The organism is Burkholderia sp. COPS (assembly GCF_019425585.1).
GTDB lineage: Bacteria > Pseudomonadota > Gammaproteobacteria > Burkholderiales > Burkholderiaceae > Burkholderia > Burkholderia cepacia.
On record NZ_WIXR01000021.1, the window covers coordinates 12,075 to 36,560 of the forward strand.

Genomic DNA, 24,486 nt, shown 5'->3' on the forward strand with positions numbered 1-24,486 from the left:
GTGCGGCACCGCCGTGCATCACGCCCCGTCCACCCGCCCATTCGAGGAACCCACGACGTGAACGACACCCCCGATCGCCCCGACGACCTTCCCGCCGATCCCGACCGCCGCCGCGTGCTCGGCGGCCTTGCCGCGCTCGGTGCGGGTGTCGCGCTCAGCGGCTGCGAAACCACCGGCGCGCCGCGTTCCGCCGCCGACCTGCGCGTCGACGAAGCGTTGCGCCAGCGTGTGCGGCACATCGTCGTGATCTACGCGGAAAACCGCAGCTTCGCGAACCTGTACGGCGATTTCCCGGGCGTAAGCCATCCGCTGAGCGAGGTGCGGCCCGAGCACGCGCAGCAGCTCGATCGCGACGGCAAGACGCCGTTGCCCGTGCTGCCGAAGATCTGGGGCGGGCTCGTGCCGCAGGCGCAGGAAGTGGACGGCAAGCGCTACGCGATCGCCGAGCGCGACATCGACAAGCTGCCGAACGCGCCGTTCCGGATCACGGACGCGCAGGGCAAGCCGCTGCCGAACGGCGTGATCACGCGCGACCTGTGGCACCGCTTCTACCAGAACCAGATGCAGATCGCGGGCGGCCGCAACGACCAGTTCGCCGCGTGGGCCGATTCGGGCGGCCTCGTGATGGGCCATTACCGCAATTCGGCCGACACGCTGCGGCTGTGGAACCTCGCGCGGCAATACACGCTGTGCGACAACTTCTTCATGGCGGCCTTCGGCGGTTCGTGGATGAACCACATGTTCCTGATCTCCGCGCAGCCGCCGCTGTATCCGGACGCGCACAAGCATCCGCATGCGGCGAAACTGCTGTCGAAGGTCGAAGGCGACGATCCGGCCGGTACGCGCCTGAAGCTCGCCGACGATTCGCCCGCGTCCGCGCTCGACGGCCCGCCGAAGTTCGCGGGCGACGGCCCGCTGACGCCGGACGGTTATGGCGTGAACACGATGGCGCCGCCGTATCAGCCGAGCTACGTGCCGCCGCCGGACCCGGGCAATGCCGCGTACGCGGACCCGGCCGACCATCGCGTGATGCCGCCGCAGGGTTATGCGACGATCGGCGACCGCCTGTCGGAAAAGAACATCGACTGGGCGTGGTACAGCGGCGCGTGGCAGTACGCGCTCGAGCATCGCGACACGGGCACCGTGCCCGATTTCCAGTACCACCACCAGCCGTTCAACTATTTCGCGAACTACGCGCCCGGCACCGAGGCGCGCAGCAAGCACCTGCGCGACGCCGGGCTCGGCGACGAGCCGTCGACCAACCACTTCATCGCCGACATCGACGCGGGCCGACTGCCGGCCGTCACGTTCTACAAGCCGCAGGGCAACCTGAACATGCATGCGGGTTATGCGGACATCGAATCCGGCGACCGTCACATCGCGACGGTGATCGACCATATCCGGCGCGGACCGCAATGGGACAACACCGTGATCGTGATGACGCACGACGAGAACGGCGGCTGGTGGGATCACGTCGCGCCGCCGGTGGGCGACCGCTGGGGCCCCGGTTCACGGATTCCGGCGCTCGTGATCTCGCCGTTCGCGAAGAAGGGTTTCGTCGATCACACGCTGTACGACACGAACTCGATCCTGCGCTTCATCAGCCGCGTGCACGGGCTCGCGCCGCTCGACGGCGTGGTCGCGCGCAACAAGGCCTTCGCCGCGCGCGGCGCGACGCCGCCGGGCGACCTCACGAACGCGCTCGACCTCGGCTGACGGCGGGTTGGCCTGATTGGCGGCTTAGCGGCTTAGCGGCTGAGCCGCTGAACCGCTCAAGCACCTGGGCACTTGGGTGCCCGAAACGACGACGCCCCGGGCAAGACGATTGCCCGGGGCGTCGTTCATTTCCACCCTGCCAACGCTACGCGGCGTTGCGCAGCGCGTCGCACCCGGCCTGCGCGGCGTGACGGCCGGCCTGCCGGCCGAAGAACGTCGCGTCGGCCAGCGACAACCCCGAGCTGTACCCGGCGCCCCAGCGCGGCAGCCCGCAGGTCGTGCGGCCGGCCGCATAGAGCCCCGCCACCGGCGCGCGTGCCGCGTCGACCACCTGCCCGGTCGGCAGCGTGTCGAGCCCGCCGAGCGTGAAGTGCGGATAGAACGCGTAGTCGATCCGGCAATCGAGCGCGACGAACGGCGGCTCGATCAGCGGCTGCAGCCATTTCCCGGCCTTGTGGAACAGCGGATCGGCGCCTTCGGCAGCATGGCGGTTGTAGACGTCGACAGTCGCCGTCAGCGTGCCGGCCGGCATCTGCAGGTCGCGTTCGACTTCCTCCCACGTTTCGCCGGCCGCCGCGATGCCGATCCGCGCAATCGCGGGCGGCTCGCGGTACGTCGCCTGGTCGACGAGCAGGTAGATGCGGTCGCCGGCCTGGTGGAACGCGTGATGGCCCGTGCGGCCGTGATAACCGTCCTCGTTGATGAAGCGCTGGCCGCGCGCGTTCACGAAGATTCCCCGGATCAGCGATTCGGGCGCGTAAAACGGCAGGCTGACGAAACCCTGGTCCATATGGATCGCCGCGCCGCCCGCGCTCTGGCCGAGCAGGATGCCCGAGCCGTCGTCGCCGGGGCTGCCGATCGGTTCATCCGAGCGCAGGAACTGCGGCGCATGCCGGCGCACCATGTCGCGATTCATCGCGAAACCGCCCGCGCACAGGATCACCGCGCGACGCGCACGCACGCATGCCGTCTCGCCATACGCGCGCAGCACGACGCCGCACACCGCGCCGTCGTCGTCGACGATCAATGCGAGCGCGCGCGTGTCGTAACGCGTCGCGACGCCGAGCGCCGCCACGCGTTCGGCCAGCACGCGCATCAGCATCTGCCCGCCGCCCCAGCCCGGCCATTGCGGCGTGTGCCCGCGCGGGCACGGCTTCGCGGCCTCGCTGAACGGCCAGGCTTCCTCGCTGCCCGACCAGATCAGGCAATCGTCGGTCTCCGGTTCGACGATCCGCTCGGCAATGAACGTGTTTTTGTACGTGAGGCCCTGCGCGACGAGCCAGTCGTGGTGCGCCAGGCTTTCGTTCGCGTAGAGCCGCACCTTCGCCTCGTCGGCGTCGCGCCCGCCGGCCAGCATCAGGTAGCGGTACAGATCCTCGGTGTCGTCGGTAAAGCCGGCCTGCCGCTGGGCGGGCGTGCCGCCGCTGCCGCCGAGGTAGATCTCGCCGCCCGACAGCGCGCTCGTGCCGCCGTAGCTCGACGCGCGCTCGACGATCAGCGTGTCGGCGCCGGCGCGCGCGGCTTCGATCGCCGCACAGGCGCCGGCCGCGCCGAAGCCGACGATCACGACATCGTGTTCGGCATCCCAGCGATGCACGTCGCGAATGTTCAGGGGGTGAGTCAGGGAATAGTCGGATGACATGAGGAATGGGTCAGCGTGTAGGAAACCTGAGGGAAGCGATGGAAAGCCGCGGACGCGGTGAGGGCCGACAGGCGGCCCGTTGCCGACGTTGCCGCCGCAATGCCTGAATGCCGGATCGGGCGTGCGACGGTGCGCGTGCACGACGCACGCGTCCCGTGCCCGGTTGAAGCCGCGACCCGCATCAAACGGGATCGGCCCGCGCGATGATTGCGACGTGGCCGTGGCGAAGAGCGTTGGTACGCCATCACGCCATCGCGCCGCCACGGCTGCCGGCCTGCGCTGTGCGCGGCCGCGCGGACGTCACATGCCGCGCAGCGCGGCGAAACCGAAGTGCGACGGATCGATCGGCACGCAGCCGGCCGGCAGCCCGTTCGCGTCGACCGAGCGGCATTGCAGGATGCCGGCCGCATACGGCGGCGACGGAACCTGATCGGCGCCGTATCGCGCCATCGCCATGGCAGCGAACGTGCCCATCGCCAGTACGCATAGCTTGCGAGTCGTCAGTCTCATGATCGTCGTCCCCTCCGGTTGTCCGCTGGTGCGGTTCGTGTCCGGCGTGCATCGCATGCGGCACCGGATGACTGCACGGTAGCCAGCGCCCGGCCGCCGGCCATCGTCCATTTCGACTAGGGGCAAACGCTGAGCGGCGGGCGCACGGCGTGTCGCATCGCAGCATCGCGCGCAACCGCTTCGCACACGCGGAGGAGACGCGGCGCGTTGCGCGCCAGTCGCGGCCGGCCGCGCCAATCGTCAGACGCCTGTCGCACGCCGGTCGCTGCGCCGCACCAACCTGGCGCGATCGTGCGGCACGCGGCGCCCGGCCCCGGTGTTTTCCCCGACCCTCGCCCTGCTCCGTATGGATGATGAGCCGCCACCAGTCCGATGCGAACCTTCGCCTCGACGTCGCAATGCCGCCGCGTCCGCACTCGCGGCGCGGCCGACTCTTTCCGTTCTTCCACGGGAGCCCTGCATGACCGATTCGAATCCCCGCCACGCGCTGTACGAACTGGCGTGCCGCTACGCGCAAGCCGTCGACCGGCGCGACTGGCCGCGACTCACCGCCCTCTTCACGCCCGATGCACAGCTCGCCGGCCCCGGCTTCCGCTTCGACGACCGCGACGCGATCGTGACGGGCATGCGCGTGATCGAGCGCTACGAAGCGACCCAGCATCACGTGCACAACCAGCTCGTGACGCTCGACGGCGGCGCGGCCGACGTCGAGACCTATGGCGTCGCCTGCCACGTCTACGTGCGCGACGGCGTGAAGCGCAAGCTCGACTGGGGGCTGCGCTATCGCGACCGCTGCGTGTTCGACGGCGGCACGTGGCGTTTCGCCGCGCGCACGCTGCACGTCGACTGGTCGCAAGACCTGCCGCTGGAGGGCTGAACGATGCGCACCGCTGCTCCCCTCGACGGCCGCACCGCACTCGTCACGGGCGGCGCCGGCGGCATCGGCGCGGCCTGCGCGCACGCGCTCGTCGCCGACGGCGCGGCCGTCGTGCTGATGGGCCGCCGCCGCGACGCGCTCGAACGCACGCAACGGCAACTGACCGACGCGGTGCCCGGCAGCCGCGTCGCGATCCACGCGGGCGACGCCTGCGACGAAGGCGACCTGCAGGCCGCGCTCGACTGCGCGTGGGCGCTCGACCGTCGCCTCGACATCGTCGTGCCGACGGTTGGCGGTGCGGGTTTCCGGCCGCTGCTGCTGCACGACGCCGACACCTTCCGCGCCGAAATCGACCTGAACCTGCACAGCGCGTTCGCCGCGATCCGTCACGCCGCGCCGCGGCTCGCCGATAGCGGCGGCGGCGCGATCGTCTGCATCTCGTCGACGGCCGCGCGGATCAATTTCCGCTGGCTGTCCGCGTACTGCACCGCGAAAGCTGCGCTCGAAGCGCTCGTGCGCGGCGCGGCCGAGGAACTGGCCGGCGCGAAGATCCGCGTGAACGCGGTGCGCCCGGGCCTCACGCGCTCCGAAGCAACGGCGCCGATGTTCGACAACCGCGCGCTCGTCGACAGCTTTCTCGAGCAGATCCCGCTCGACACGCTCGGCGAACCGGAAGCGATCGCGCATGCGGTGCGCTATCTCGCGGGCCCCGAGTCGGGCTGGGTGACCGGCCAGAGTTTCGCGGTCGACGGCGGCCACGAACTGCGCACCAACCCGCGCGTCGACGACACGATCGCGCAGATCTACGGCACGGCCGCGCTCGACGCGATCAAGGCCGGCCGCGCACCGGGCGACGCATGAGCGCCCGCCTACTTTCAACGTCAAGGGAAAACGACCGACCATGAATCGAGTCGCAAACAAGGTCGCACTGGTCACCGGTGCGGCAAGCGGCGTCGGCCGCGCGGATGCGCTGCTGCTCGCCGCCGAAGGCGCGCGTGTCGTGCTGACCGACATCGACGAGGATGCCGGCCGCGCGCTCGCACGCGAGATCGGCGACGCCGCACTGTTCGTCCGCCACGACATCGCCGACGAGGACGGCTGGCGACAGGCGATCGCATCGACGCTCGACCGCTTCGGCCGCCTCGACGTGCTCGTCAACAACGCGGCGATCTGCCCGGTCGGCTCGATCGAGGACACGAGCCTCGACACGTGGCGCCGCGTGATGCGCACCAACGCCGACGGCTATTTCCTCGGCTGCAAATATGCGATCGGCGCGATGAAGGACAACGACACGCCGGGCTCGATCGTGATGATGTCGTCGGTCGCCGCGCTCGGCGGGCTGCCGATGATGTGCGCATACACCGGGTCGAAAGGCGCGGTGACGGCGCTCGCGCGCAGCGTCGCCGTGCACTGCAAGCGCAACGGTTACCGCATCCGCTGCAACTCGATCCATCCGGACGGGATCTGGACGCCGATGACGCAGGCGCTGATGCCCGATCTCGACCCGGCCGCGCTCGGCATCGGCAGCGATCCGATGGCACGCATGTGCGACCCGCGGGACGTCGCGAATCTCGTGCTGTTCCTCGCGTCCGACGAATCGCGTTTCGTGAACGGTGCGGAACTGCGGATCGACAACGCGCAACTGGTGTCGTCGCTGTGACGCGACGCACTGCCCCCCCGTTCAAAGGAGTTCATCGATGATTTCATTCAACGGCAAGACCGTGCTGGTCACCGGCGGCGGCGCAGGCATCGGCCGTGCGTGTGCAGAAGCGTTCGGCACGGCCGGCGCGCGCGTCGCGGTAGCCGAGATCGACCCGGCCCGCGCACAGGACGTGCGCCAGACGCTCGAGGCGGCGGGCGTCGACGCGCTCGTCGGCACCGTCGACGTCACGCGCCGCGACCAGGTCGATGCGTTCGCACGAACCGTCGACGCGCGCTTCGGCGGCCTCGACGTGCTCGTCAACAATGTGGGCGACTTCCTGCAGATCGCGAAACCGTTCGACGACTGCACCGACGACGACATCGCGCGGCTGTTCGACGCGAACCTGCGCCAGGTGTTCGTCGTCACGCGCGCGATGCTGCCGTTGCTGCGCAAGCGCGGCGCGGGCGGCAGCATCGTCGGCGTGTCGTCGATCGAAGGCTTTCGCGCCATTCCGAACTGCACCGTGTACGCGTCGTTCAAGGCCGCGCTGACCGGCTTCACGAAAAGCCTCGCGCTCGAACTCGGGCCGGCCGGCATTCGCGTGAACCAGATCGCCCCCGAAACCACCGAGACGCCGCAGGTGCCCGTCGGCGCGATGGTCGCGGCCGAGCATCGCGAGCACATCCCGCGCTGGATCCCGCTCGGGCGCTTCGGCACGGCCGGCGATATCGCGGGTGCCGCGCTGTTCCTCGCGAGCCCGCTCGCCGCGTGGGTCACCGGCACGACGCTGCACGTCGACGGCGGCGCGCTCGCGGCGGCCGGCTGGTATCGCGACCCGAACGGCTTCTGGACCAACATGCCCGTCGTCACGGGCAACGGCTTCAATTTCTGAGCGGCACTGCCCGCCTGTTCATTTCACGCGGCACGAAAGCGCCGCTACCGGAGACACCATGAAGATCCTGATCGTCGGCGGCACCGGCCTCATTGGCGGCCATGCCGCGCTGCACCTGCACGCGCAGGGCAACCACGTGACACTCGCCGCACGCAAGCCACCCGCCCCCGGCAGCGCACTCGCGCAGTTCGACGTGCTGCTGCGCGACTACGTGGCCGGCAACTTCACGCGCGACGATCTCGCGCCGTTCGACGCGGTGGTGTTCGCGGCCGGCAACGATATCCGCCACCTGCCGCCCGGCACCGACGAAGCCGCGCACTGGGAGCGCGCGAACGTCGACGCGGTGCCGCGCTTTTTCGCGCTCGCGCGCGACGCGGGCGTGAAGCGCGCGGTGCTGGTCGGCAGCTTCTATCCGCAGGTCGCGCCGGCGCTCGTCGACACGGTGCCGTACGTGCGCTCGCGCCATCTCGCCGACGAACGTGTCCGCGCGCTCGCGACGCAGTCGTTCGCCGTCTGCAGCGTCAACGCGCCGTTCGTCGTCGGGTCGGTGCCGGGGCTGCGCAACGAGATGTTCGCTGCCTACACGGGCTATGCGCAAGGCCAGTTCGCGGGGCTGCCCGTGTTCGGGCCGGCCGGCGGCAGCAACTTCATCTCGACGCAATCGCTGTCGGAAGCGATCTGGGGCGCGCTGCAGCGCGGCGAAGCAGGCAAGGCCTACCTCGTCGGCGACGAGAACCTCAGCTTCGCCGACTACTTCGCGGCCTTCTTCCGTGCGGCCGGCAATCCGCGCGACGTCCCGTCGCTCGACCAGGAGCATCCGCTGTTGCCCGACATCGCGATCTACACGGGGCGCGGCAACGTCGTGTCGTACGAGCCCGATTCCGCCGACAGCGCGCTGCTGCGCTACCGGCGCGGCGATGTGCAGCGTGCGGTCGATGAAGTCGTTGCGCATTGCCGCGCGCAGTAGGCAAACGGCGCGTGTGCGGCGCGAATGCAAAAACGTCCCGCCGCCGGCAACGAATGCCGGCGGCGGGACGTCGGAGCGACAACGTCGATGCGGGCCGTCAGGCGCCGATACGCTGCTCGATCTTCTTCATCGTGTCGGTCATTTCGGCCGGCAGGCGCAGCTTCAGCATGTCGAACAGCGCCGCATGCAGCTTCAGTTCCTCACGCCATTCGTCGGCGTTCATCGACGTCACCGCGTCGAACTGCTCGCGCGTGAAATCGAGGCCGTCCCAGTGCAGGTCCTCATACGCCGGCGACACGCCGAACGCATGCTCACCGCCGCCGCCCGTGCCTTCGAGACGGTCGAGCATCCACTTCAGCACGCGCATGTTCTCGCCGAAGCCCGGCCACACGAACTTGCCGTTCGCATCCTTGCGGAACCAGTTCACGCAGTAGATCTTCGGCAGTTTCGCGCCGGCGCCTTCGAGCTGCTTGCCGAGCTTCAGCCAGTGCGCGAAATAATCGCTGACGTTGTAACCACAGAACGGCAGCATCGCAAACGGATCGCGGCGCACGATGCCCTGCTGGCCGACCGCCGCGGCGGTCGTCTCCGAGCCCATCGTCGCGGCCATGTACACGCCTTCGACCCAGTCGCGCGCCTCGGTCACCAGCGGCACGGTCGTCGAACGGCGGCCACCGAAGATGAACGCGTCGATCGGCACGCCGGCCGGGTTTTCCCAGTCGTCGTCGATCGACGGGCACTGCGCGGCCGGCGCCGTGAAGCGCGAATTCGGATGCGCCGCCTTGCGGCCCGTCTCCTTGCCGATCTCCGGCGTCCACGGGTTGCCCTGCCAGTCGGTCAGCTTCGCGGGCGGCGTGTCGGTCAGCCCTTCCCACCACACGTCGCCGTCTTCCGTCAGCGCGACGTTCGTGAAGATCACGTTTTTCGTGAGCGTCGAGATTGCGTTCGGGTTGGTCTTCACGCCCGTGCCCGGCGCGACACCGAAGAAGCCGGCTTCCGGGTTGATCGCATACAGTCGGCCGTCGCGGCCCGGCTTCAGCCACGCGATGTCGTCGCCGATCGTCGTGACCTTCCAGCCATCGAAGCCCTGCGGCGGAATCAGCATCGCGAAGTTCGTCTTGCCGCACGCGGACGGGAATGCGGCCGCGACGTGATACTTCTTGCCGGCCGGCGACGTCACGCCGAGGATCAGCATGTGTTCGGCGAGCCAGCCCTGGTCGCGCCCCATCGTCGATGCGATACGCAGCGCGAAACACTTCTTGCCGAGCAGCGCGTTGCCGCCGTAGCCCGAACCGAAACTCCAGATCTCGCGCGTCTCGGGGAAATGCACGATGTACTTGACCGGGTTGCACGGCCACGGCACGTCCTGCTGGCCGGCTTCGAGCGGATGGCCGACGCTGTGCACGCACGGCACGAAATCGCCGTCCTCGCCCAGCACGTCATATACCTCGCGGCCCATGCGCGTCATGATCCGCATGTTCACGGCGACGTACGGGCTGTCGGACAGCTCGACGCCGACGTGCGCGATCGGCGAGCCGAGCGGGCCCATCGAGAACGGCACGACGTACAGCGTGCGGCCGCGCATCGAGCCGCGGAACAGGCCGTTGAGCGTCTCGCGCATTTCGGCGGGCGCGATCCAGTTGTTGGTCGGGCCGACGTCGTCGCGCGATGCCGCGCAGATGAACGTGCGATCCTCGACGCGCGCGACGTCGGACGGATCGGATTGCGCGAGATACGAGTTCGGGCGCTTCGCCGGGTTCAGCCGCTTGAGCGTGCCCTGGTCGACCATCGCCTGGCACAGCGCGTCGTTTTCTTCCTGCGAACCGTCACACCACACGACACGCTCGGGCTCCGTGAGCGCCGCGATGCGCGACACCCAGTCGATCAGCTTGCGATGTTTGACGAAAGCCGGCGGAGCGATCAGCGGGCCGTGTGTTGCTTCGGCCAGATTGTTTTGCGACATGAGGGTGTCTCCAGATTATTGGGCGAGGATGGGGGATGCGGGGCGAGCCCGCGAGATGGGGGATGCGATTGGAGCGCAGGGTGCGGCGGCGCGCAGGACGGGACACGCGAGCGGAGCGCGTGTCGATGCCGCGATGCGTGCGAGAGAAGGTGACGTCTCGTTAGAAGGTGCGAACGCGAGTTTCGCCATGCAAGCAACCTGCCGTACAACTCCATGGCGACCAGCATACCATCGCCGTTATTCGGCAAACGTTGCGTTGCAACAAGAAACAACTATGTCGGCGATCCGGCACGCCAGTTGCCTGTGAATTATTTTTACAACGCCATTGCGCGCGTTTCGGCGGTGAAACGGCCAGGACGGCCGTCCAACAAGGGTTTCGCGGAAGCGGCAATTCCGGCCCGCCGCGCCCGCGTTTGGCCAGCGAGCGCGCGGGCCGTGCGAATTCACGTTTTCGCTAGTCAGGCAAACCCTGAATTAGGTTGCGTACACAAACATCCGACGAGAACGTGCGGCAGGCCCACCTGCTCAAAACGGCGCGCCCGGCAATCCGGGGTAATACGCGCCTGCCGCCATCCCGCCGTCGACGGCCAGTTCGGCGCCGTTGCAGTAGGATGCTTCGTCGCTCGCGAGGAACAGCGTCGCGCGCGCGATTTCATCGGGCAGGCCGACGCGTTGCAGCGGCACGTTCGCATAGTGCTTGTTGATTTCCTCGAGCGGCGCGCCGGTCGGGTTCGACATCGCGGTGTTCACGCCGCCCGGATGGATCGAATTCACGCGCACGCCCTGATGGCCGAGTTCGAGCGCCGCGACCTTCGTCAGCCCGCGCACGCCCCACTTGCTCGACACGTACGCGGCCAGTGCGTTCACGCCGCGCAGCCCGTCCACCGACGAGATGTTGACGATCGACCCGCTTTTCTGCGCGATCATGCGCGGCGCGATCGTCCGGATCCCGACGAACGTGCCGACGAGGTTGATCGACACCGCACGCTCGAAATCGCGTTTCGACAGCTCGGTGATGCCGCCGAACGTCAGCACGGCCGCATTGTTGACCAGGACGTCGATACGGCCGAACTGCTCGACCGTCGCTTCGGTCACGCGCACCCAGCTCGCTTCGTCGGCGACGTCGAGCCGCATGAAGCGTGCCGCGTCGCCGAGCTCGCGCGCGAGCGCTTCGCCTTCCGCATCGAGCACGTCGCCGATCACGACGCGCGCGCCCTCCGCGACGAACAGCCGGCACGTCGCCGCGCCCATGCCACGCGCACCGCCCGTGACGATCGCTACCTTTCCTTCCAGTCGACCCATGTCGTCCTCTCTTCGATTCCGGTTTGCCGGCCGCCGCGCGCAGGCGTGCACGCGCGTGCCGGATCATGATCGGCACGCGGCCGGTGCCGCGCGCCTGTGCCGTCAGCCCGCGTCGTCAGCCCCAGTACGCCTGCCCGCCGTCGAGCGGCAGCGTCGCGCCCGTCAGGTACGCCGCGTCGCGGCTCGCCAGAAACACGATCGCGCGCCCGATGTCCTGCTCGCAATCGCCTACGCGGCCGAGCGGAATCGTGCGGAAAAACGCGGCGGCTTCCTGCGGGTTCGCGTCGACCCAGCCTTTCAGGCCCGGCGACAACGCATGTGGTGCGACCGCATTCACGCGGATCCCGTCCACGCCCCACTCGCATGCAGCCGCGCGCGTCAGCGCACGAATCGCCTCCTTGGTCGCCGCGTACGCGCCGTAGCCGGACGCATCCCAGCGCACCGCGGCCGACGAAGCGAAATTGACGATCACGCCGTCGCCCTTCAGATGCGGATGGCACGCGCGCATCATGCGCAGCGTCGCGATCGGCCCCGACTCGAGCCCCGCGAGGAAATCCGCATCGGTGACGTCGAGCAGGCGGCCGAGCGGCACGACCTGCGCGTTGTTGATCAGGATCTGCACGCCGCCGAAGCGCGCAACGACGCTGTCGACGCACGTCACGATCTGCGCGGCGTTCATCACGTCGCACACGAACGGCTCGGCCACGCCGCCACGCGCGCGAATCGCCTCGCAGGTCGCGAGCAGCTTGTCGCGGGTACGACCGACCACCGCAACGTGCGCGCCTTCCGACGCGAGCGCCTGCGCGACGCCCTGGCCGACGCCCTGCCCCGCGCCCGTCACGAGCGCGACCTTGCCTTTCAGGATGCCCATGTGCGCTCCTCAGGCGACGATCGCCGGATGGGCCTGCACAGGCCCGCCGAGCAGTTCGCGGTACGACGGCGGCTGCTTGCCGTCGAGATCGGCGATGCCGTATTGCAGCGCGGCTTCCGCGCCGACGAGCACCTGCCCCGATAACCCCATGCGCTGCGGATCGCCGTGGATCGCGTGAATCACGCGGCCCGTGAATTCCGGACTTTCCGCGACGAGCGAGAATTCCTTGTACAGATCCGGGTGTTCTTCCCACACGCGCGTCGTGCGCTCGGTGCGCAGCGGGCCCATCCAGATCGACACGGCCGCGACGTCGAACGGCTTCAGGTCGACGGCCATGTCCTTCGCGAACTTGTCGACACCGGATTTCTGCGCGCCGTAGGCCGCCCCATGCATGTAACAGCTCGCGCCGAACGACGACGTGAACGCGATCAGGCCGCTGCGACGCTTCACCATCAGCGCCGCCGCGTGCCAGCTCGCGACATAGGCCGAGCGCAGGCCGACATCGAGGATGTTGACGAGGTCGAGCGACTTCTCCCAGAACGGGCCCGGCTGGATCAGTTGATCGTGCAGATAGGTCGCGTTGTTGACGAGAATGTCGAGCCGCCCGCTTTCGCGTTCGACGCGCTCGAACAGCGCCTTCACCTGCGCGTCGTCCGCGTGGTCGCATGCCACCGCGACTCCGCGGCCGCCGAGCGCATCGATCTCACGTGCGGTCTCGTGGATGGTGCCGGGCAGCGGCGCATCGCCTTCGTTCTGCGAGCGGCCCGTGACGTAGACGGTCATGCCGGCCGCACCGAGCGCGCGCGCGATGCCCTTGCCCGCGCCGCGCGACGCGCCCGTCACGACGGCGACCGGCGCATCGTGGTTCTGTGTCATGTTCGATGTCTCCTGTGGAATGTGCGCCATGAGTAAAGCGCTGACGTGCGTCAGGCGGCCGGCGGCTGCGCACCGGCGAACAGCACGCCCGGCGCATCGCCTTCGTAACGGACCGACAGCGTCGACGTGACGACGCAGCGCGTGCCCGCGATCTTCCATTCGCCGTCGACCTTCCGGTATTCGTCGTCGTAGTACGCGCCGAGCTGCGTGAGCGTTCGCGCGTTCGTGTCGATCAGCTGGTAGTGCAGGCCCCACGTGCCGCGCGCATGCGCGTCGTCGAGCACGTCGATCTCGGGATTCACGCCGTGATGCATCTCGACGATGTGCGGATGGCAGCCGAGTTGCGCGAATACGTCGACGAGCGCGTCGCGCGTGTCGAACGTGCCGATGCGGCCGTAGTCGATGCGCACTTGGCCGGGCACGAAGCAGTCGCGCATCCCTTGCGGATCCTTGCGGTCGCAGCACGTGAAGTAGCGCGCCTTCAGCCGGCGGATCGCGTCGGCATCCTCGAGCCGGCGCACACGCGCTTCCAGCGATTCGATGAGGGTCATCCTGTCTCCTAGTTCGGTGCAGGCGCGGTTCGATGGCCGCGTCGATGCCACGTTACCGCCGCGCGATGCGTCGGCCATCACCCGTTCGGATGAAACCGGCGATTCGTCTTCGCAGCGCGGAGCGCACGCGGACGGCGCGTTCGTCCGAACAGACGATGTGATGCAGGCGGCTTCGTTCCTACCATCGAACGACACCACCACGAGACCCGGCGATGGACGACACGACCCGCACGCTCCATGAATACGAGCAGATCCGACAGTTGAAGTACCGGTATTTCCGCGCGGTCGACACGCACGACTGGGCGCTGCTCGCGGATTGCCTGACCGAAGACTGCGAGGCCTGCCTGTACGGCGGCCGCTACGTGTACGACGGCCGCGACGCGTTCGTGTCGAGCCTGCGCGAGCTGATCGGCAAGCCGACCTTCCTGACGATGCATCACGGCCATCACCCCGAGCTCACGCTGGTCTCGGCCGATCATGCATGCGGCGTGTGGTTTCTCGAGGACCACGCGATCAATCTCGAGGACAACTACCTGCTGCACGGCACTGCGTTCTACGACGACCAGTACGTGAAACGCGATGGCGCGTGGCGCATTCACGCGACGCGCCACGAACGCCTGTTCGAAACCGTCACGTCGCCGATTCCGCCGTCGTTCACGCTGACCGCGAACCGGTTCGCGCCGGACGCCCCCCCGTCGGCCGGATCGCCTGAAATCGCTTCCTGAACCCCGGCGGCAACGCCGCCGATCCCGTCATTACCCTCTGGAGCCGGAGCAATGGAGAAAGTCATTTACGTGTTGTGGCGCGACGCGCAGGCTGCGCCCGATCAGTGGAGCCGCACGGTGCGCGTGCCACTCGCCGACAAGTTGCTGTCGCTCGGTGCGCACGGCGTGCAGGTGAACGTCGCGGATGCGGACGTCGCGCCGGCCGCCGGCCTGAAGCAGACCAACACGCACCCGGGCATCGACGGGATCGTCGCGGTGTGGGTCGATAGCGCGAACGCGATGTTTCGGCAGCCGTTCGACGACGCGGTGCGTGCGGTCGTCCCGCACATGGCTGCGTATCTCGTCACGGAGTCGCAACCGATTCCGAATACGCGCTTTCCTGCACGGCCGGGCGAGCGCACCACGGGCTTCTCGCAGCTCGCGTTCCTGAAGCGGCCGCCGCGCCTCACGCACGAAGCATGGCTCGACGTGTGGCACGGACATCACACGCGCGTCGCGATCGATACGCAGGACAATTTCCTGTATGTGCAGAACGTCGTCGTGCGCGCGCTCACGCATGCGGCGCCCGGTTATGACGCGATCGTCGAGGAGTGCTTTCCCGCCGCGGCGATGACCGATCCGCATGCGTTTTTCGATGCGGTCGGCGATGACGAAAAATTCCAGCGCAATGTGGCCGAGATGATGGACAGCTGTGGGCGCTTCATCGACTTCGACAAGATCGATGTGGTGCCGACGAGCCAGTATGTGGTGAAGGCAGTGCGGGGGTGAGTTCGGGAGGGCGTGGGGGGCGATCCATTTCGGTGAAATTCGGTGTGGTGTCCCTTTGCGGGCCGGCGGCATGCAATTGCGTGGCACCGGCCTACTTCGATCCCAAATGTCCAATGTCTATACCCGCGTTATGCGATCGCCCTGAAGCGTCAGAGATGGATACGGTTCCAATCGATACGATATCGATTACATGCCAGCCCCGTTATCCTGAACCGGGGATGATCGGCCAAGGCGCTTCGTCACCCGTGCGAATGCCCGCCGACAACGTTTCGCTTCGCGGCTTACCCTTGTTATCAGGTCGTCCTGAGAACAATCGAGACGTGCGATCCAGACAGCACGCATATCGCATCGCCATTCCTCTAGACAAAGCCTGAATCGTTTCCTATTCTCCCTCTCAACATCGGCATTTTTTGCTCGCTCCGGCCTTAACAATCAGTCAAATGTCGGACGACATTTCGTCCTGAAGAAAACCAAAAAAGAAGGGGGAAGTCAAAAATGGCGAAGAAACTTGCTGCCTGGCTCATTTTTGTTTCGAGCGTCCCCTTCGTTCTTTCGTCCTGCACTTCCGTTTATTCAGTCAAACGTCCGGACGACTCCTCACCGATTTACGGCATCCCCTATTCCCTTCCGCAGAAAATATATATCGTCTCGGCCAAGTACACGATCACTCAATGTGAATTACTGAAAAATGGGTCGCTCCATATCCAGGTAAATAAACAAATCACCATCACATCCGAGACACAGCCCGATCCCTCGGAGCGTTACTACATCCCCTATTCATCGCTCAGAAATTTCTTCAAAGATACGGATCTGACGGTAGAGAATTTCGACAATTCGACGCTGAAGTCGATAAATGCCACGATCGCGGACAAGACCGGCCCCACAATCACAGCTTTGGTTGGAACCGCACTACGGGTCGCATCGCTGGCTGGCGGTGTGACGCTGACCAACGCCGGGGCGCCCCCGACCACCCAGGACATGTGCAAGGCCGACGTGCTCAAGGCTTTGAACGCGCAAGCCAAATCGCAAGCTCAAGGCTCTGGAAAAACCAAGGGTGCCGCGAAACCCGCAACTGCCAGTGCCACCGATACTGCTTCCGCAACGCAGGCAGCCAGCGCGCCAGACAGCAATTCCCCCACGACCTTCAGCACGGTGTTCGTGTGGCGGCCTCAACTGAGCGATACGCCCGATCCTAAACATCCCGAAATTTCCGGGCACTTCTACCCCAGGCGGATCCTGGATAGATGGCTTACCCCACGGGGTTATAAGGCACTGAATAATAGAGACCAGAATGAGGACACGATCGAGATTCCGGCCGGACAGGATGACGTGATCGTCAAATCACTGCGGACCGAACTTCGCGTCGACCCGGTCGTGGCGCAGAAAAAAGTGAACATCGATAGCGCGTCCACCCAAGGAATCATCCTTCGCGAGCCTGCCTACGGCCTCCTGCAAGCATGCGACGAGGCCTGCCCCAATCCCATGCCCGGTGGTTCCGAATCGTCCGGGTACAGCACCCACGGTGTATTTCACGTGAGCGAAGAAACGGTGCCTCAACTCGGCTCCTATGTGATCCTCCCGCTCCGAAACAGAATGTTCGAGACTCAAACCGCGACGATCGCACTGTCGTCGGATGGCGCCATCAACAAGCTTGGACTGAAGTCGAACGCGACCGTACCGGATGCTGCCAGCACCGCCAACACCGATCTCGATGCGCTCCAGAAGGCGCGTGATGCTCGCGCGAAAGCCCGCACGGATGCAGCCGCCGCCGAGGCGAACGCTGCGCAGGATGCGGCCAAGAAGGTCACCAATGACAACAAGGCCATCTCCGAGTGCCTGAGCGCGCAAAAGGCTGTCCGCGATGCAAACGGAACCGTCGTGGGGAAATGTCAATGATGGCGGAAAGCGCGCCGCGTCCCAGAAGATTAACAACAGCGGCAACGCTGCTCGCGGCCGTATCGCTGAACGCGCACGGTCAGGCCGCGGATGAGAATGCGCGGGTGACGCACGCCGTCATACCGCTTGTCGCAAGAGCACTCGGCAAACCTGATGCAACGGGCGCGGCACTGCCCGCATCTGCCGCACTGCCCGCTCCCGTGATGAATACGTTGACTGCGTTTCTTCGGACACGAGTCAACGTCGAACAGATCGCGAACGGCACCATACCACGCGATGTCAAGCTCGACTTCGATGATGAAGTCAAAACCCGAGCCGCACTGCTGACGTTGGCGAACGCTGCGGGTAATTGCGGCACGCTCCTGGCCTCTTCACGATCGACGTTGGCCCTTGCAGCGGCAAGCGTCGAGGTAGATCCGGATCTCAAGCGTCGCATGACGCAGCAGTACAGCATTCCGGCGCTGGCCGCCCTTCACCTCGGGGGGCCGGAGATTCAGGTGATTTGCCCGAACACCGGCAAAGACCCGAAGTACGTCCCGCCACTTGTCGGCAAACACGATATACATCCAGCCAACAGCCACGTGGCAACGCCTTACGAGTTTTCGGGCTTCGATGACGTCGTGGCGATCAGCCTGGACGGAAAATACCAATGCTCGGGAACGTTGGCGACCCGCAAATGGATCATTACCGCAGCGCATTGCGTGACGGATGAGGCCAACAATCAGAAGCTTGCGCCCGATCGCCTCCGGTTCTACAAGTACGGCGAGACCGGGAAGGACGGGTTCTCCACGACGGCGCTGGACGGTTCGACGGTCTCTATCAAGGGACGAAAGGCGCGCGGCATCACACAGATCTTCGTCAGTCCACGTTGGGCCGCCACGCCGGCGAAAGCTACACCCGATGCGGTCGCGGACCAGGCGATTCTGGCGGTCGATTATGACGGAGCGCCGACTGAACACATCGTGTCGCTGACTCGAAAGTCACCCCCGGTCAACACACCGATTTCGATCATAGGTTATGGATTCACCGGTTCGATCAACGATGTTCCCGGCGACAACCCTCAGTTGGGATGGAATTCCTTGTCGGAGTCGACACGGAATCCGGGCAGCGGCGGATGGATATATCTACAGCCAGCGGGCGTCGGCACCAATTGCATTGGAGATTCAGGAGGCGCAATATTCTCCGGGCATCTCAATGGCGCTCAGAACGAGACGCATGAACTCGTCGCCATCGTGAGCCGGATGGTCTATGCCGGTGCGTTCGACGGACCTGCGCAGCAAGGTAGCGCCGCGAATTGCGTTGGTCAGGCAAGCATCAACTCTCTCATTACAGAGGAATCGAGACAGTTTCTATGCGACGCGGCACACAATGACATTCACGGATGTTGATGCCAGTATTTCGTCGGGAAATGTTCGGAGGCACTTGCTGATATTCGCGTTGCCGCCCGGCAGCGACGAGCGAACCGGATTCGACCACGACTATCCCCGACTCGCCGTCGCCGCATGCACGAACGCCGAAATTGCCGCCACCACGCCATCCGCCAGCGGCAGATCCGGGTTCGAATAAGCGGCGAGGTTTTCCTGCAGCGCCGACGTGCGAACCGTCTTGAGCACATGATTGGCGTCGGCGATCAGCGCCATTTCGGCCCGCGGATTGGCCTGCTTCAGAAGTTCCGCGTCCTGTACGCCGACCTGGATATCCCGCGCCCCCTGCACGATAAGCACGGGCTTCACGTAACCGGCCGCCAGCGCTGCCGGATCGAGGGTCAACTCGCTCATCAGGAAGCGCTGGACTTGCGGCCTGAACAACGGCATGAGTGCCGGGTCGATCCTGGCCGCGTCTACCCGTTCACCTGCCTCCAGGGATTCGAGGATCGACATTGCATTGGCAAGAATCGGCGCATTTGCCGGGTTCGATTGCAGTTGTTGCCTCAACACGGGCCCTAGCGGGCGCCCTGCCGTCGATACCAGGATCAGGCCGTCGATGTCGTCCATTTGCCGGGCAGCCGACAACGCCACCCATCCGCCCTCGCTATGCCCCAACAGCCACACGCGGGAAGCTCCCGTCCGCGCGCGAATGGCGGCGACCCACGAACGGACGTCGGCCGCGTACTCGTCGATCGTGACGTCATCGGCATCCGGTATCGCCGACGCGCTGCCGTACAGGCCGCGCTTGTCGATTCGAACCGACGCGATTCCTTCATCGCGCAATCCTTCCGCGAGCAATCGGTACGTCGACGCCTGAATCCCGTTCGGCGCGTTACCGTTCCTGTCGGTCGGGCCCGAGCCCGGCACGATCAGCACCACCGGGGCATCGCCGGAACCCGGGGATAACAGCGTGCCTTTCAACGGGCCGGCCGGGCCCCGCGCTTCGATTTCCGTCTGCATGGCTTGTAAAGGATCTCTCGAATGAAGGGCGCAAGCCATGGTGATGCTTGCGAACATCGCCGTCGCCATCGGCCCCGGCCGCGCATGAAGCCCTCGAAGTCTGCCGGGGATGGCCACGACGTCCTGGCAACACGGCGATCAATTGCCAACGACGGAAGCAGCTCGTTCAAGCCGTCGTGCCTGACCGACGCCTGTCCGATGCAATTGACCGAGGCCGCCCCGTTCTTGCCCGTCAGTCACCCGTGAACCGGCGCGGCTGATACGTATTCCCGTTCCAGGTAAAACGCGCGGACTTGCCCGCCCCGGCCTTTCCCTTGGGGCGCACAAGGAGGTCGTAGTGCCCGTTCGTCATGTGAGGACTGAACGACAGCACGTAATGCGTCTCCGTCGTATTTTCCGCATCACAGGAATCCTGCTGGGCATCGCCCGGTTTCCCGCGTTTTCCGTCATTCTTCTCCTCACATTCCGCCGCCCCGTCCTTGTCATAGGTCGACCAGTCGGTAAGCGCGGAGAAGACGGGCGTCACGCGACCATCGCGATAACGGTACAGGTTCAGTATCCCTGTCGAATCGCTATGTGCGGTCGACGTGTAGTTATTGCCAAAGAGCACGCCGAAGGCAGTTTCCTGCGAGCTGATGCGGTAGGGAATGACGTCCATGGCCAGGAATGGACTCCATAACATCGGTGACGTATCGACGCGCTCGCTCCGATCGCTCGCGAGCAGGCGGAACCCTTGCCTGTCGCGGGTCAGCACACCTGTCCACAACTCCGCGTCGACGGTCTCGGTCGGGCGCTGGACCAATGCGGCCACGACCCAAAGCGGCCCGGAAGCCGATGGACCATGCGCCCATGGTGACAGCGCGACACCCTTGACACTGTCTGCCGGGGCCGGGTCCGTGCCCATCAGGGTACGCAACGCCGCTTGTTGCTGCTCGTCGTCGGTCACGTTGCTCGACGCAAACGCGCAGTGCGCAACCAGCGCCAGGACGAGCGTCAGCACCGTCTGGATGGAAAAGCCGAGTCTCCTGCTTCGTCGGGCGCGTGAGTATCGCCGCCCAAACGATGAAGCATCTCCGCGCGCTTCCTGCATGCCGATCAACATTGCCCGTTTCTCCTCGTAGATCCTGTTTCCAGCCAGTTGCAAGCAAATTTCGGCGCGTCGACGTCTCTGCGCCTGACTCGACGGGCTTCGACCATTCGAGCCGATGGCGGAGACGTCGAACCGCATCGCAGCGATCGACGCGAGATCGCGCCGCGCGTCGACCAGCGTCGCCGTGCAGCGTTTTCCGCTTTCTGAAGTTGCCCCGATCGACGCCGACGCCGCGCCGCCGCAGCGATTCAACTCATGGCGCCTTGGCCAAAGCCAGAACGGCCATCACCGCATCGTCCTCGATTCCCTTGATATCCGACGGGAACCGGTTTCTTTGCGGTATCAACACGATGAGCCCCTCGATCTGTGCGGTAACCAGCGCGGCTCGCCTCGCGAGCGCGGCGTGTGACAGCGCCGGGTTCACGGCCTCGATGAATCCGGCGATCACGCGCCGTTGAAACCCGTATCCCTCTTCGAGCATTTTCCGCGCAAACTCCTGAGTCTGTGCCAGTGCCCAGAAGTTCACGAACAGGCTTTGCGTCCGGGGCTGCTTGCCGTCCTCGAGCAACAACCTGACCACTTTCTCCAGGCGGCCCTCGGCGGTCAGCGACGTGTCCGCGCTGACACTGTCGTACGTATTGGCGTAGGCCTCCATCGTCGCGGAAAGGATGGCCTCGAAGATGTCTTCGCGAGTGGGGAAGTAGTGTTGCAGGTTCGACAGCGCCAGGCCCGCCTTCGCCGCGACCTTCCGCATGGTCAGCCCACCATAGCCTTCGACGACGAAGATCTCGATCGCGCTGGCCATGATTTTATTCACCGTGTTCTTGCCGCGTTCGGTCAACACGCGTTCGTTATCGAGAGCCGCCCTCTTCAAGAAATCCTCCTGCTGCCCCATGAGCGAATGCCGGCCGCATACCAACCGCGCCGCCCCCGCTCGATACACCGGAAGCGGATATTTAGGTTGGCCGACCTGATTTTGCAAAGCATCGATACCCGACACCGGATCGCGCCGATCGACTCGAATTTGCCGCCGGCTTCCTGGCGCCCGCTCTGCGGCGGGGGCCGAGACACCGAACCTGACGGCGACATTCTACGCAGGTTTGGGAATCCGGGCAGACGAAAGGGTATCCATCGGCAAGCGGGCCTGTTCCCTGCCCGATGTCCGTATACGAGCGAAATCATTGCTCATCTTCCACTTGTCTAGCCTCTCCTGCAAAACAGCCCACTGTGGCAACGAGCGCGCTTCCTCACGTTGTTCGCGAAACTGCCGATCCACGCCCCCGGCCTCACAGCGCTGAACCGGATGGCGGCAGCCGCGATCCGCCGCCCACCTCGCGCGTTCATCGCCGATGTTGCGCAAATAGGTCATGTGACATATTATCGTCTGCACGCACCGGCGACGGCATACGTCGCAGATTGCCCGGCATCGCTTAAAACGGGCTTCAGAGAATCGCTTCCTCTCGGGAAGCCGCACGGACGTTTTCGCGTGCGGGACTGCTGGCGTGTTCAGCGATTGAGTACGTAACCCCTTTTGTCCCGGCCGTCGATGTCAGCCGGCCCTTGATTATCAGGATTACTGCATGCTTTCCAGAAGCGATCGACATGCCTGCATGGCCGGGAACCGATTTTCCCTGCCGGGCTCCGGCCATACACAAGCGGAAAATTTCGATGCCGACTGACGCCTTTATCGCCGGATTTCGTCACGAGATCCAGAACCGCGCGTTCGCCCTGTGTGCCATTGGAAGACTGGCGGGGCGCCTCGACGGCGATCCCCGCCAGCGTCTTTGGGCAGCCTATCTGAAGCTGGAAGCGTTCAATGCGCCGATTTACCGCGCTGTGGCGACCCGCTGGGGGATGGATGCTTCGCCCACGCTGGCGACTCGGCTGAAGGCATGGGTAGTGAGTTCAGTCCCGACGTGTCTGCTGAAGCCCTTCCTGAAGTACGTGTACGCGGAGACTATCGCCTACTGCGAAGCGTTGCGCCGCCTTCGAGACATCGGCCCCTCCGACGCGCGCGACTTTCTCGACTACATGGTCGATCAGGAGGAGTTCCAGATCGACATGATGAGGCGCTCGTTGAATGGTGACGATGCCGTGCTGGCAAGCCGCATCGACACGTTCATTCAGCAGCACAAGAGAATAGCTACGGATTCCGAAATCAATAGCCGGCGTCAGCAGGCGTGAGCCTCTGTCACCCGTGAAATCGGCCGCTTCGCCCTCGCAGTCATTCATCGGGCAGCGGCCGGATCTCCCCACATGCGAGCATCGCGATGGCAGTCGATCAAACACCCCTGCTTCAGGCCAGGTCATTCTGGCAGCAAGCCTACGGAGAATATTCGCCCAATCCAGCGCTGATCGGGGATCTCAAGGTCGATGTCGCCATCATCGGCGGCGGCTTCACCGGGCTGAACACCGCGTTTCAATTCAAGCGGGACAATCCCAACGCTCGAGTCGTCGTGCTGGAGGCCGCCATCGTGGGATTCGGTGCCAGCGGTCGCAACGCCGGGTTCAGCACGAAGATGTTCGGTCTGGAGCCGGAACTGGTACTGCTGCGCTGGGGCAAGCAAAAGATGATCGATGCTCATCGCTACCTGCAGCTCGCCGTCGCGCATACCCGGCAGCTCATCGACGAACACGGTTTTCAGTCCGACTACTGCCATGGCGGCCTGGTTCGCGCGAGCTACACGAAACAGCAACTGGGCCGCATGCAGAAGACGTTCGAATTGTTCCAGAAGCTGGGCATCGACACGGACATGACGTGGCGCAGCGCGCACCAGTTCCGGCAGGACTTCCATTCGGAACGTTTCGCGGGCGGCATCTACGAGTCGGACACCGGATACCTCAACCCCTGCAAGCAGGTCCGGTCGCTGAAGACGCTGGCGATGTCGAGCGGGGTCTCGATCCACGAGCTGACACCCGTCACGAATCTGGAAAGAACACCGCGGTCGGTACGCATCGCGACGCCGCACGGCCGGATCGAGGCAGACAGGATCGTCGTTGCGACGAATGCCTATTCTCGCGACGTTCCCGGCCCGCCGAACCTGAAAGCGCGTCAATATCCGCTCTGGACATATCAGGTCGTCACCGAACCCTTGAGCGCGGCTCAATGGGACAGCATCGGCTGGAAGGAGCGGCAGTCCTTCGGGGACAACCGGCAGATGCTGCACTATTTCAGGCCCACGGCCGATGGACGCATTCTCATGGGAGGCGGCGACGCGATCAGCTACCGGACGGACGCGATGGAAGAGGTTCCCGCGCCCGCCGCCTGGCGGCATTGCGAGGCACACCTGAAATGGATCTACCCGCAGCTGCGGAATACGCGCATCGACTATCGATGGGGCGGCCCGGTTTCCGTGACGATGGACATGGTTCCGGAGATCGGTTTCATCGACGACGAACGCATCATCTACTCGGGTGGATGTTTCGGTCACGGCGTCGCCCTGACGCACCTCAACGGCCGGACGATCGCGGACATGCTGAGCGGGAAGCAAACGGCCTTGACGGACTTCTGGATCGTGAACCGCAAATCGATGTCGATGAAGAGCGACACGCTGTCGTTCCTGTTCGGCAGGGCGGCCCGTCAAGCGCTGAAGACCTGGGACCGATGGGAGGAGCGAGGATTGACGAAGTAACGGCGGAGGATCCGCGCGTTCCCGCCCTGGCCGGCGGCATGACGCTGGCGCCGGACCCCCGTCGCGATTCCCCTCGCCCGAAATCCTCATTCTTCAACGGGCCGCGCGCCGGCAATTCCCCGGCGCTCATCAACATTGCGCAACGCAACTGTTTGTCGATCCCCTTTCCACCCGCCGCG

The 24,486-nt window shown here is 65.5% G+C and carries 23 protein-coding genes; 12 read left to right on the forward strand and 11 right to left on the reverse strand.

Features of this window, described 5'->3' with window-relative positions; all coding sequences use genetic code 11:
• Positions 1-57 precede the first annotated feature (57 nt).
• On the forward strand, positions 58-1,716 hold the full coding sequence (locus tag FOZ70_RS20055) for an acid phosphatase (protein ID WP_059588828.1): 1,659 nt from the start codon (positions 58-60) through the stop codon (positions 1,714-1,716).
• Between the two features lie 145 nt (positions 1,717-1,861).
• Here FOZ70_RS20055 and FOZ70_RS20060 read toward each other — a convergent pair whose 3' ends face one another.
• The gene (locus FOZ70_RS20060; RefSeq protein WP_059622920.1) at positions 1,862-3,358 is read right to left on the reverse strand and encodes an FAD-dependent oxidoreductase; all 1,497 of its coding nucleotides are present in this window, start codon (positions 3,356-3,358) and stop codon (positions 1,862-1,864) included.
• Positions 3,359-3,658: 300 nt separating this feature from the next.
• Positions 3,659-3,868, reverse strand: a complete 210-nt coding sequence (locus FOZ70_RS20065; protein WP_027791660.1) for a hypothetical protein — start codon at positions 3,866-3,868, stop codon at positions 3,659-3,661.
• A 460-nt stretch (positions 3,869-4,328) separates the two neighbouring features.
• On the opposite strand from FOZ70_RS20065, the gene FOZ70_RS20070 reads away from it, so the two are divergent.
• Genes FOZ70_RS20070 through FOZ70_RS20090 form a run of 5 tightly spaced genes read left to right on the forward strand, consistent with a single transcriptional unit; the run spans position 4,329 to position 8,246 of the window.
• Positions 4,329-4,745, forward strand: coding sequence for a nuclear transport factor 2 family protein (locus tag FOZ70_RS20070; protein WP_059552194.1), 417 nt, complete (start codon positions 4,329-4,331; stop codon positions 4,743-4,745).
• 3 nt (positions 4,746-4,748) lie between these two features.
• A complete protein-coding gene (locus FOZ70_RS20075) occupies positions 4,749-5,606 on the forward strand; it encodes an SDR family oxidoreductase (protein ID WP_219706574.1) in 858 nt (285 codons plus the stop codon).
• Positions 5,607-5,646: 40 nt separating this feature from the next.
• A complete protein-coding gene (locus tag FOZ70_RS20080; protein WP_219706575.1) occupies positions 5,647-6,405 on the forward strand; it encodes an SDR family oxidoreductase in 759 nt (252 codons plus the stop codon).
• Positions 6,359-7,279 carry an SDR family NAD(P)-dependent oxidoreductase gene (locus FOZ70_RS20085; RefSeq protein WP_346656406.1) on the forward strand — a complete coding sequence of 307 codons (921 nt, stop codon included), beginning with the start codon at positions 6,359-6,361 and terminating at the stop codon, positions 7,277-7,279. The genes FOZ70_RS20080 and FOZ70_RS20085 overlap by 47 nt, the downstream gene beginning before the upstream one ends.
• 58 nt (positions 7,280-7,337) lie before the next feature.
• Positions 7,338-8,246 carry an NAD-dependent epimerase/dehydratase family protein gene (locus tag FOZ70_RS20090; protein ID WP_219706577.1) on the forward strand — a complete coding sequence of 303 codons (909 nt, stop codon included), beginning with the start codon at positions 7,338-7,340 and terminating at the stop codon, positions 8,244-8,246.
• Positions 8,247-8,343: 97 nt separating this feature from the next.
• Here the strand turns inward: FOZ70_RS20090 and FOZ70_RS20095 are convergent, their stop codons facing one another.
• The 5 genes from FOZ70_RS20095 to FOZ70_RS20115 form a co-directional block, all read right to left on the reverse strand.
• Entirely contained in the window at positions 8,344-10,209 is a 1,866-nt protein-coding gene (locus FOZ70_RS20095; protein ID WP_021162150.1) for a phosphoenolpyruvate carboxykinase (GTP), read from the reverse strand.
• 525 nt (positions 10,210-10,734) lie between these two features.
• The gene (locus tag FOZ70_RS20100; RefSeq protein WP_048025179.1) at positions 10,735-11,511 is read right to left on the reverse strand and encodes a glucose 1-dehydrogenase; all 777 of its coding nucleotides are present in this window, start codon (positions 11,509-11,511) and stop codon (positions 10,735-10,737) included.
• A 115-nt stretch (positions 11,512-11,626) separates the two neighbouring features.
• Positions 11,627-12,382 carry an SDR family oxidoreductase gene (locus tag FOZ70_RS20105; RefSeq protein ID WP_059650614.1) on the reverse strand — a complete coding sequence of 252 codons (756 nt, stop codon included), beginning with the start codon at positions 12,380-12,382 and terminating at the stop codon, positions 11,627-11,629.
• 9 nt (positions 12,383-12,391) lie between these two features.
• Positions 12,392-13,258 carry an SDR family NAD(P)-dependent oxidoreductase gene (locus FOZ70_RS20110; RefSeq protein WP_111997367.1) on the reverse strand — a complete coding sequence of 289 codons (867 nt, stop codon included), beginning with the start codon at positions 13,256-13,258 and terminating at the stop codon, positions 12,392-12,394.
• 50 nt (positions 13,259-13,308) lie between these two features.
• Complete coding sequence (locus FOZ70_RS20115; RefSeq protein WP_111997366.1) at positions 13,309-13,809, reverse strand: nuclear transport factor 2 family protein; 501 nt, start codon at positions 13,807-13,809, stop codon at positions 13,309-13,311.
• Between the two features lie 212 nt (positions 13,810-14,021).
• On the opposite strand from FOZ70_RS20115, the gene FOZ70_RS20120 reads away from it, so the two are divergent.
• From FOZ70_RS20120 to FOZ70_RS20135, 4 genes are all read left to right on the forward strand, one after another.
• The gene (locus FOZ70_RS20120) at positions 14,022-14,534 is read left to right on the forward strand and encodes a nuclear transport factor 2 family protein (RefSeq protein WP_193093906.1); all 513 of its coding nucleotides are present in this window, start codon (positions 14,022-14,024) and stop codon (positions 14,532-14,534) included.
• A gap of 51 nt (positions 14,535-14,585) precedes the next feature.
• Entirely contained in the window at positions 14,586-15,302 is a 717-nt protein-coding gene (locus FOZ70_RS20125) for an EthD domain-containing protein (protein WP_193093907.1), read from the forward strand.
• A gap of 495 nt (positions 15,303-15,797) precedes the next feature.
• Positions 15,798-17,198, forward strand: a complete 1,401-nt coding sequence (locus FOZ70_RS20130; RefSeq protein WP_219706578.1) for a hypothetical protein — start codon at positions 15,798-15,800, stop codon at positions 17,196-17,198.
• Complete coding sequence (locus FOZ70_RS20135; protein ID WP_162175301.1) at positions 17,195-18,586, forward strand: trypsin-like serine protease; 1,392 nt, start codon at positions 17,195-17,197, stop codon at positions 18,584-18,586. Before FOZ70_RS20130 ends, FOZ70_RS20135 begins: the two co-directional genes overlap by 4 nt.
• Positions 18,587-18,676: 90 nt before the next feature.
• Here the strand turns inward: FOZ70_RS20135 and FOZ70_RS20140 are convergent, their stop codons facing one another.
• From FOZ70_RS20140 to FOZ70_RS20155, 4 genes are all read right to left on the reverse strand, one after another.
• A complete protein-coding gene (locus tag FOZ70_RS20140; RefSeq protein ID WP_258025677.1) occupies positions 18,677-19,642 on the reverse strand; it encodes an alpha/beta hydrolase in 966 nt (321 codons plus the stop codon).
• Between the two features lie 175 nt (positions 19,643-19,817).
• Positions 19,818-20,927 (reverse strand): hypothetical protein, encoded by a 1,110-nt coding sequence (locus tag FOZ70_RS20145; RefSeq protein WP_219706579.1) that lies wholly within the window; start codon positions 20,925-20,927, stop codon positions 19,818-19,820.
• A gap of 1 nt (position 20,928) precedes the next feature.
• Complete coding sequence (locus FOZ70_RS20150) at positions 20,929-21,675, reverse strand: TetR/AcrR family transcriptional regulator (protein ID WP_124922721.1); 747 nt, start codon at positions 21,673-21,675, stop codon at positions 20,929-20,931.
• Between the two features lie 90 nt (positions 21,676-21,765).
• Positions 21,766-22,044 (reverse strand): hypothetical protein, encoded by a 279-nt coding sequence (locus FOZ70_RS20155; RefSeq protein ID WP_219706580.1) that lies wholly within the window; start codon positions 22,042-22,044, stop codon positions 21,766-21,768.
• A 299-nt stretch (positions 22,045-22,343) separates the two neighbouring features.
• Between FOZ70_RS20155 and FOZ70_RS20160 the strand changes: the two genes are divergently transcribed.
• Both FOZ70_RS20160 and FOZ70_RS20165 read left to right on the forward strand, forming a co-directional pair.
• Positions 22,344-22,859 (forward strand): hypothetical protein, encoded by a 516-nt coding sequence (locus FOZ70_RS20160; protein WP_059814040.1) that lies wholly within the window; start codon positions 22,344-22,346, stop codon positions 22,857-22,859.
• Positions 22,860-22,945: 86 nt separating this feature from the next.
• On the forward strand, positions 22,946-24,307 hold the full coding sequence (locus FOZ70_RS20165) for an FAD-binding oxidoreductase (RefSeq protein ID WP_059484868.1): 1,362 nt from the start codon (positions 22,946-22,948) through the stop codon (positions 24,305-24,307).
• Positions 24,308-24,486 lie beyond the last annotated feature (179 nt).

Excerpts from the sequence above, each read along its gene's own strand:
- FOZ70_RS20060 (WP_059622920.1), bottom strand. The coding sequence starts at position 3,358 with ATGTCATCCGACTATTCCCTGACTCACCCCCTGAACATTCGCGACGTG.
- FOZ70_RS20065 (WP_027791660.1), bottom strand. The coding sequence starts at position 3,868 with ATGAGACTGACGACTCGCAAGCTATGCGTACTGGCGATGGGCACGTTC.
- FOZ70_RS20070 (WP_059552194.1), top strand. The coding sequence starts at position 4,329 with ATGACCGATTCGAATCCCCGCCACGCGCTGTACGAACTGGCGTGCCGC.
- FOZ70_RS20075 (WP_219706574.1), top strand. The coding sequence starts at position 4,749 with ATGCGCACCGCTGCTCCCCTCGACGGCCGCACCGCACTCGTCACGGGC.
- FOZ70_RS20080 (WP_219706575.1), top strand. The coding sequence starts at position 5,647 with ATGAATCGAGTCGCAAACAAGGTCGCACTGGTCACCGGTGCGGCAAGC.
- FOZ70_RS20090 (WP_219706577.1), top strand. The coding sequence starts at position 7,338 with ATGAAGATCCTGATCGTCGGCGGCACCGGCCTCATTGGCGGCCATGCC.
- FOZ70_RS20095 (WP_021162150.1), bottom strand. The coding sequence starts at position 10,209 with ATGTCGCAAAACAATCTGGCCGAAGCAACACACGGCCCGCTGATCGCT.
- FOZ70_RS20100 (WP_048025179.1), bottom strand. The coding sequence starts at position 11,511 with ATGGGTCGACTGGAAGGAAAGGTAGCGATCGTCACGGGCGGTGCGCGT.
- FOZ70_RS20105 (WP_059650614.1), bottom strand. The coding sequence starts at position 12,382 with ATGGGCATCCTGAAAGGCAAGGTCGCGCTCGTGACGGGCGCGGGGCAG.
- FOZ70_RS20110 (WP_111997367.1), bottom strand. The coding sequence starts at position 13,258 with ATGACACAGAACCACGATGCGCCGGTCGCCGTCGTGACGGGCGCGTCG.
- FOZ70_RS20115 (WP_111997366.1), bottom strand. The coding sequence starts at position 13,809 with ATGACCCTCATCGAATCGCTGGAAGCGCGTGTGCGCCGGCTCGAGGAT.
- FOZ70_RS20120 (WP_193093906.1), top strand. The coding sequence starts at position 14,022 with ATGGACGACACGACCCGCACGCTCCATGAATACGAGCAGATCCGACAG.
- FOZ70_RS20125 (WP_193093907.1), top strand. The coding sequence starts at position 14,586 with ATGGAGAAAGTCATTTACGTGTTGTGGCGCGACGCGCAGGCTGCGCCC.
- FOZ70_RS20130 (WP_219706578.1), top strand. The coding sequence starts at position 15,798 with ATGGCGAAGAAACTTGCTGCCTGGCTCATTTTTGTTTCGAGCGTCCCC.
- FOZ70_RS20135 (WP_162175301.1), top strand. The coding sequence starts at position 17,195 with ATGATGGCGGAAAGCGCGCCGCGTCCCAGAAGATTAACAACAGCGGCA.
- FOZ70_RS20140 (WP_258025677.1), bottom strand. The coding sequence starts at position 19,642 with ATGTTCGCAAGCATCACCATGGCTTGCGCCCTTCATTCGAGAGATCCT.
- FOZ70_RS20155 (WP_219706580.1), bottom strand. The coding sequence starts at position 22,044 with ATGACCTATTTGCGCAACATCGGCGATGAACGCGCGAGGTGGGCGGCG.
- FOZ70_RS20160 (WP_059814040.1), top strand. The coding sequence starts at position 22,344 with ATGCCGACTGACGCCTTTATCGCCGGATTTCGTCACGAGATCCAGAAC.
- FOZ70_RS20165 (WP_059484868.1), top strand. The coding sequence starts at position 22,946 with ATGGCAGTCGATCAAACACCCCTGCTTCAGGCCAGGTCATTCTGGCAG.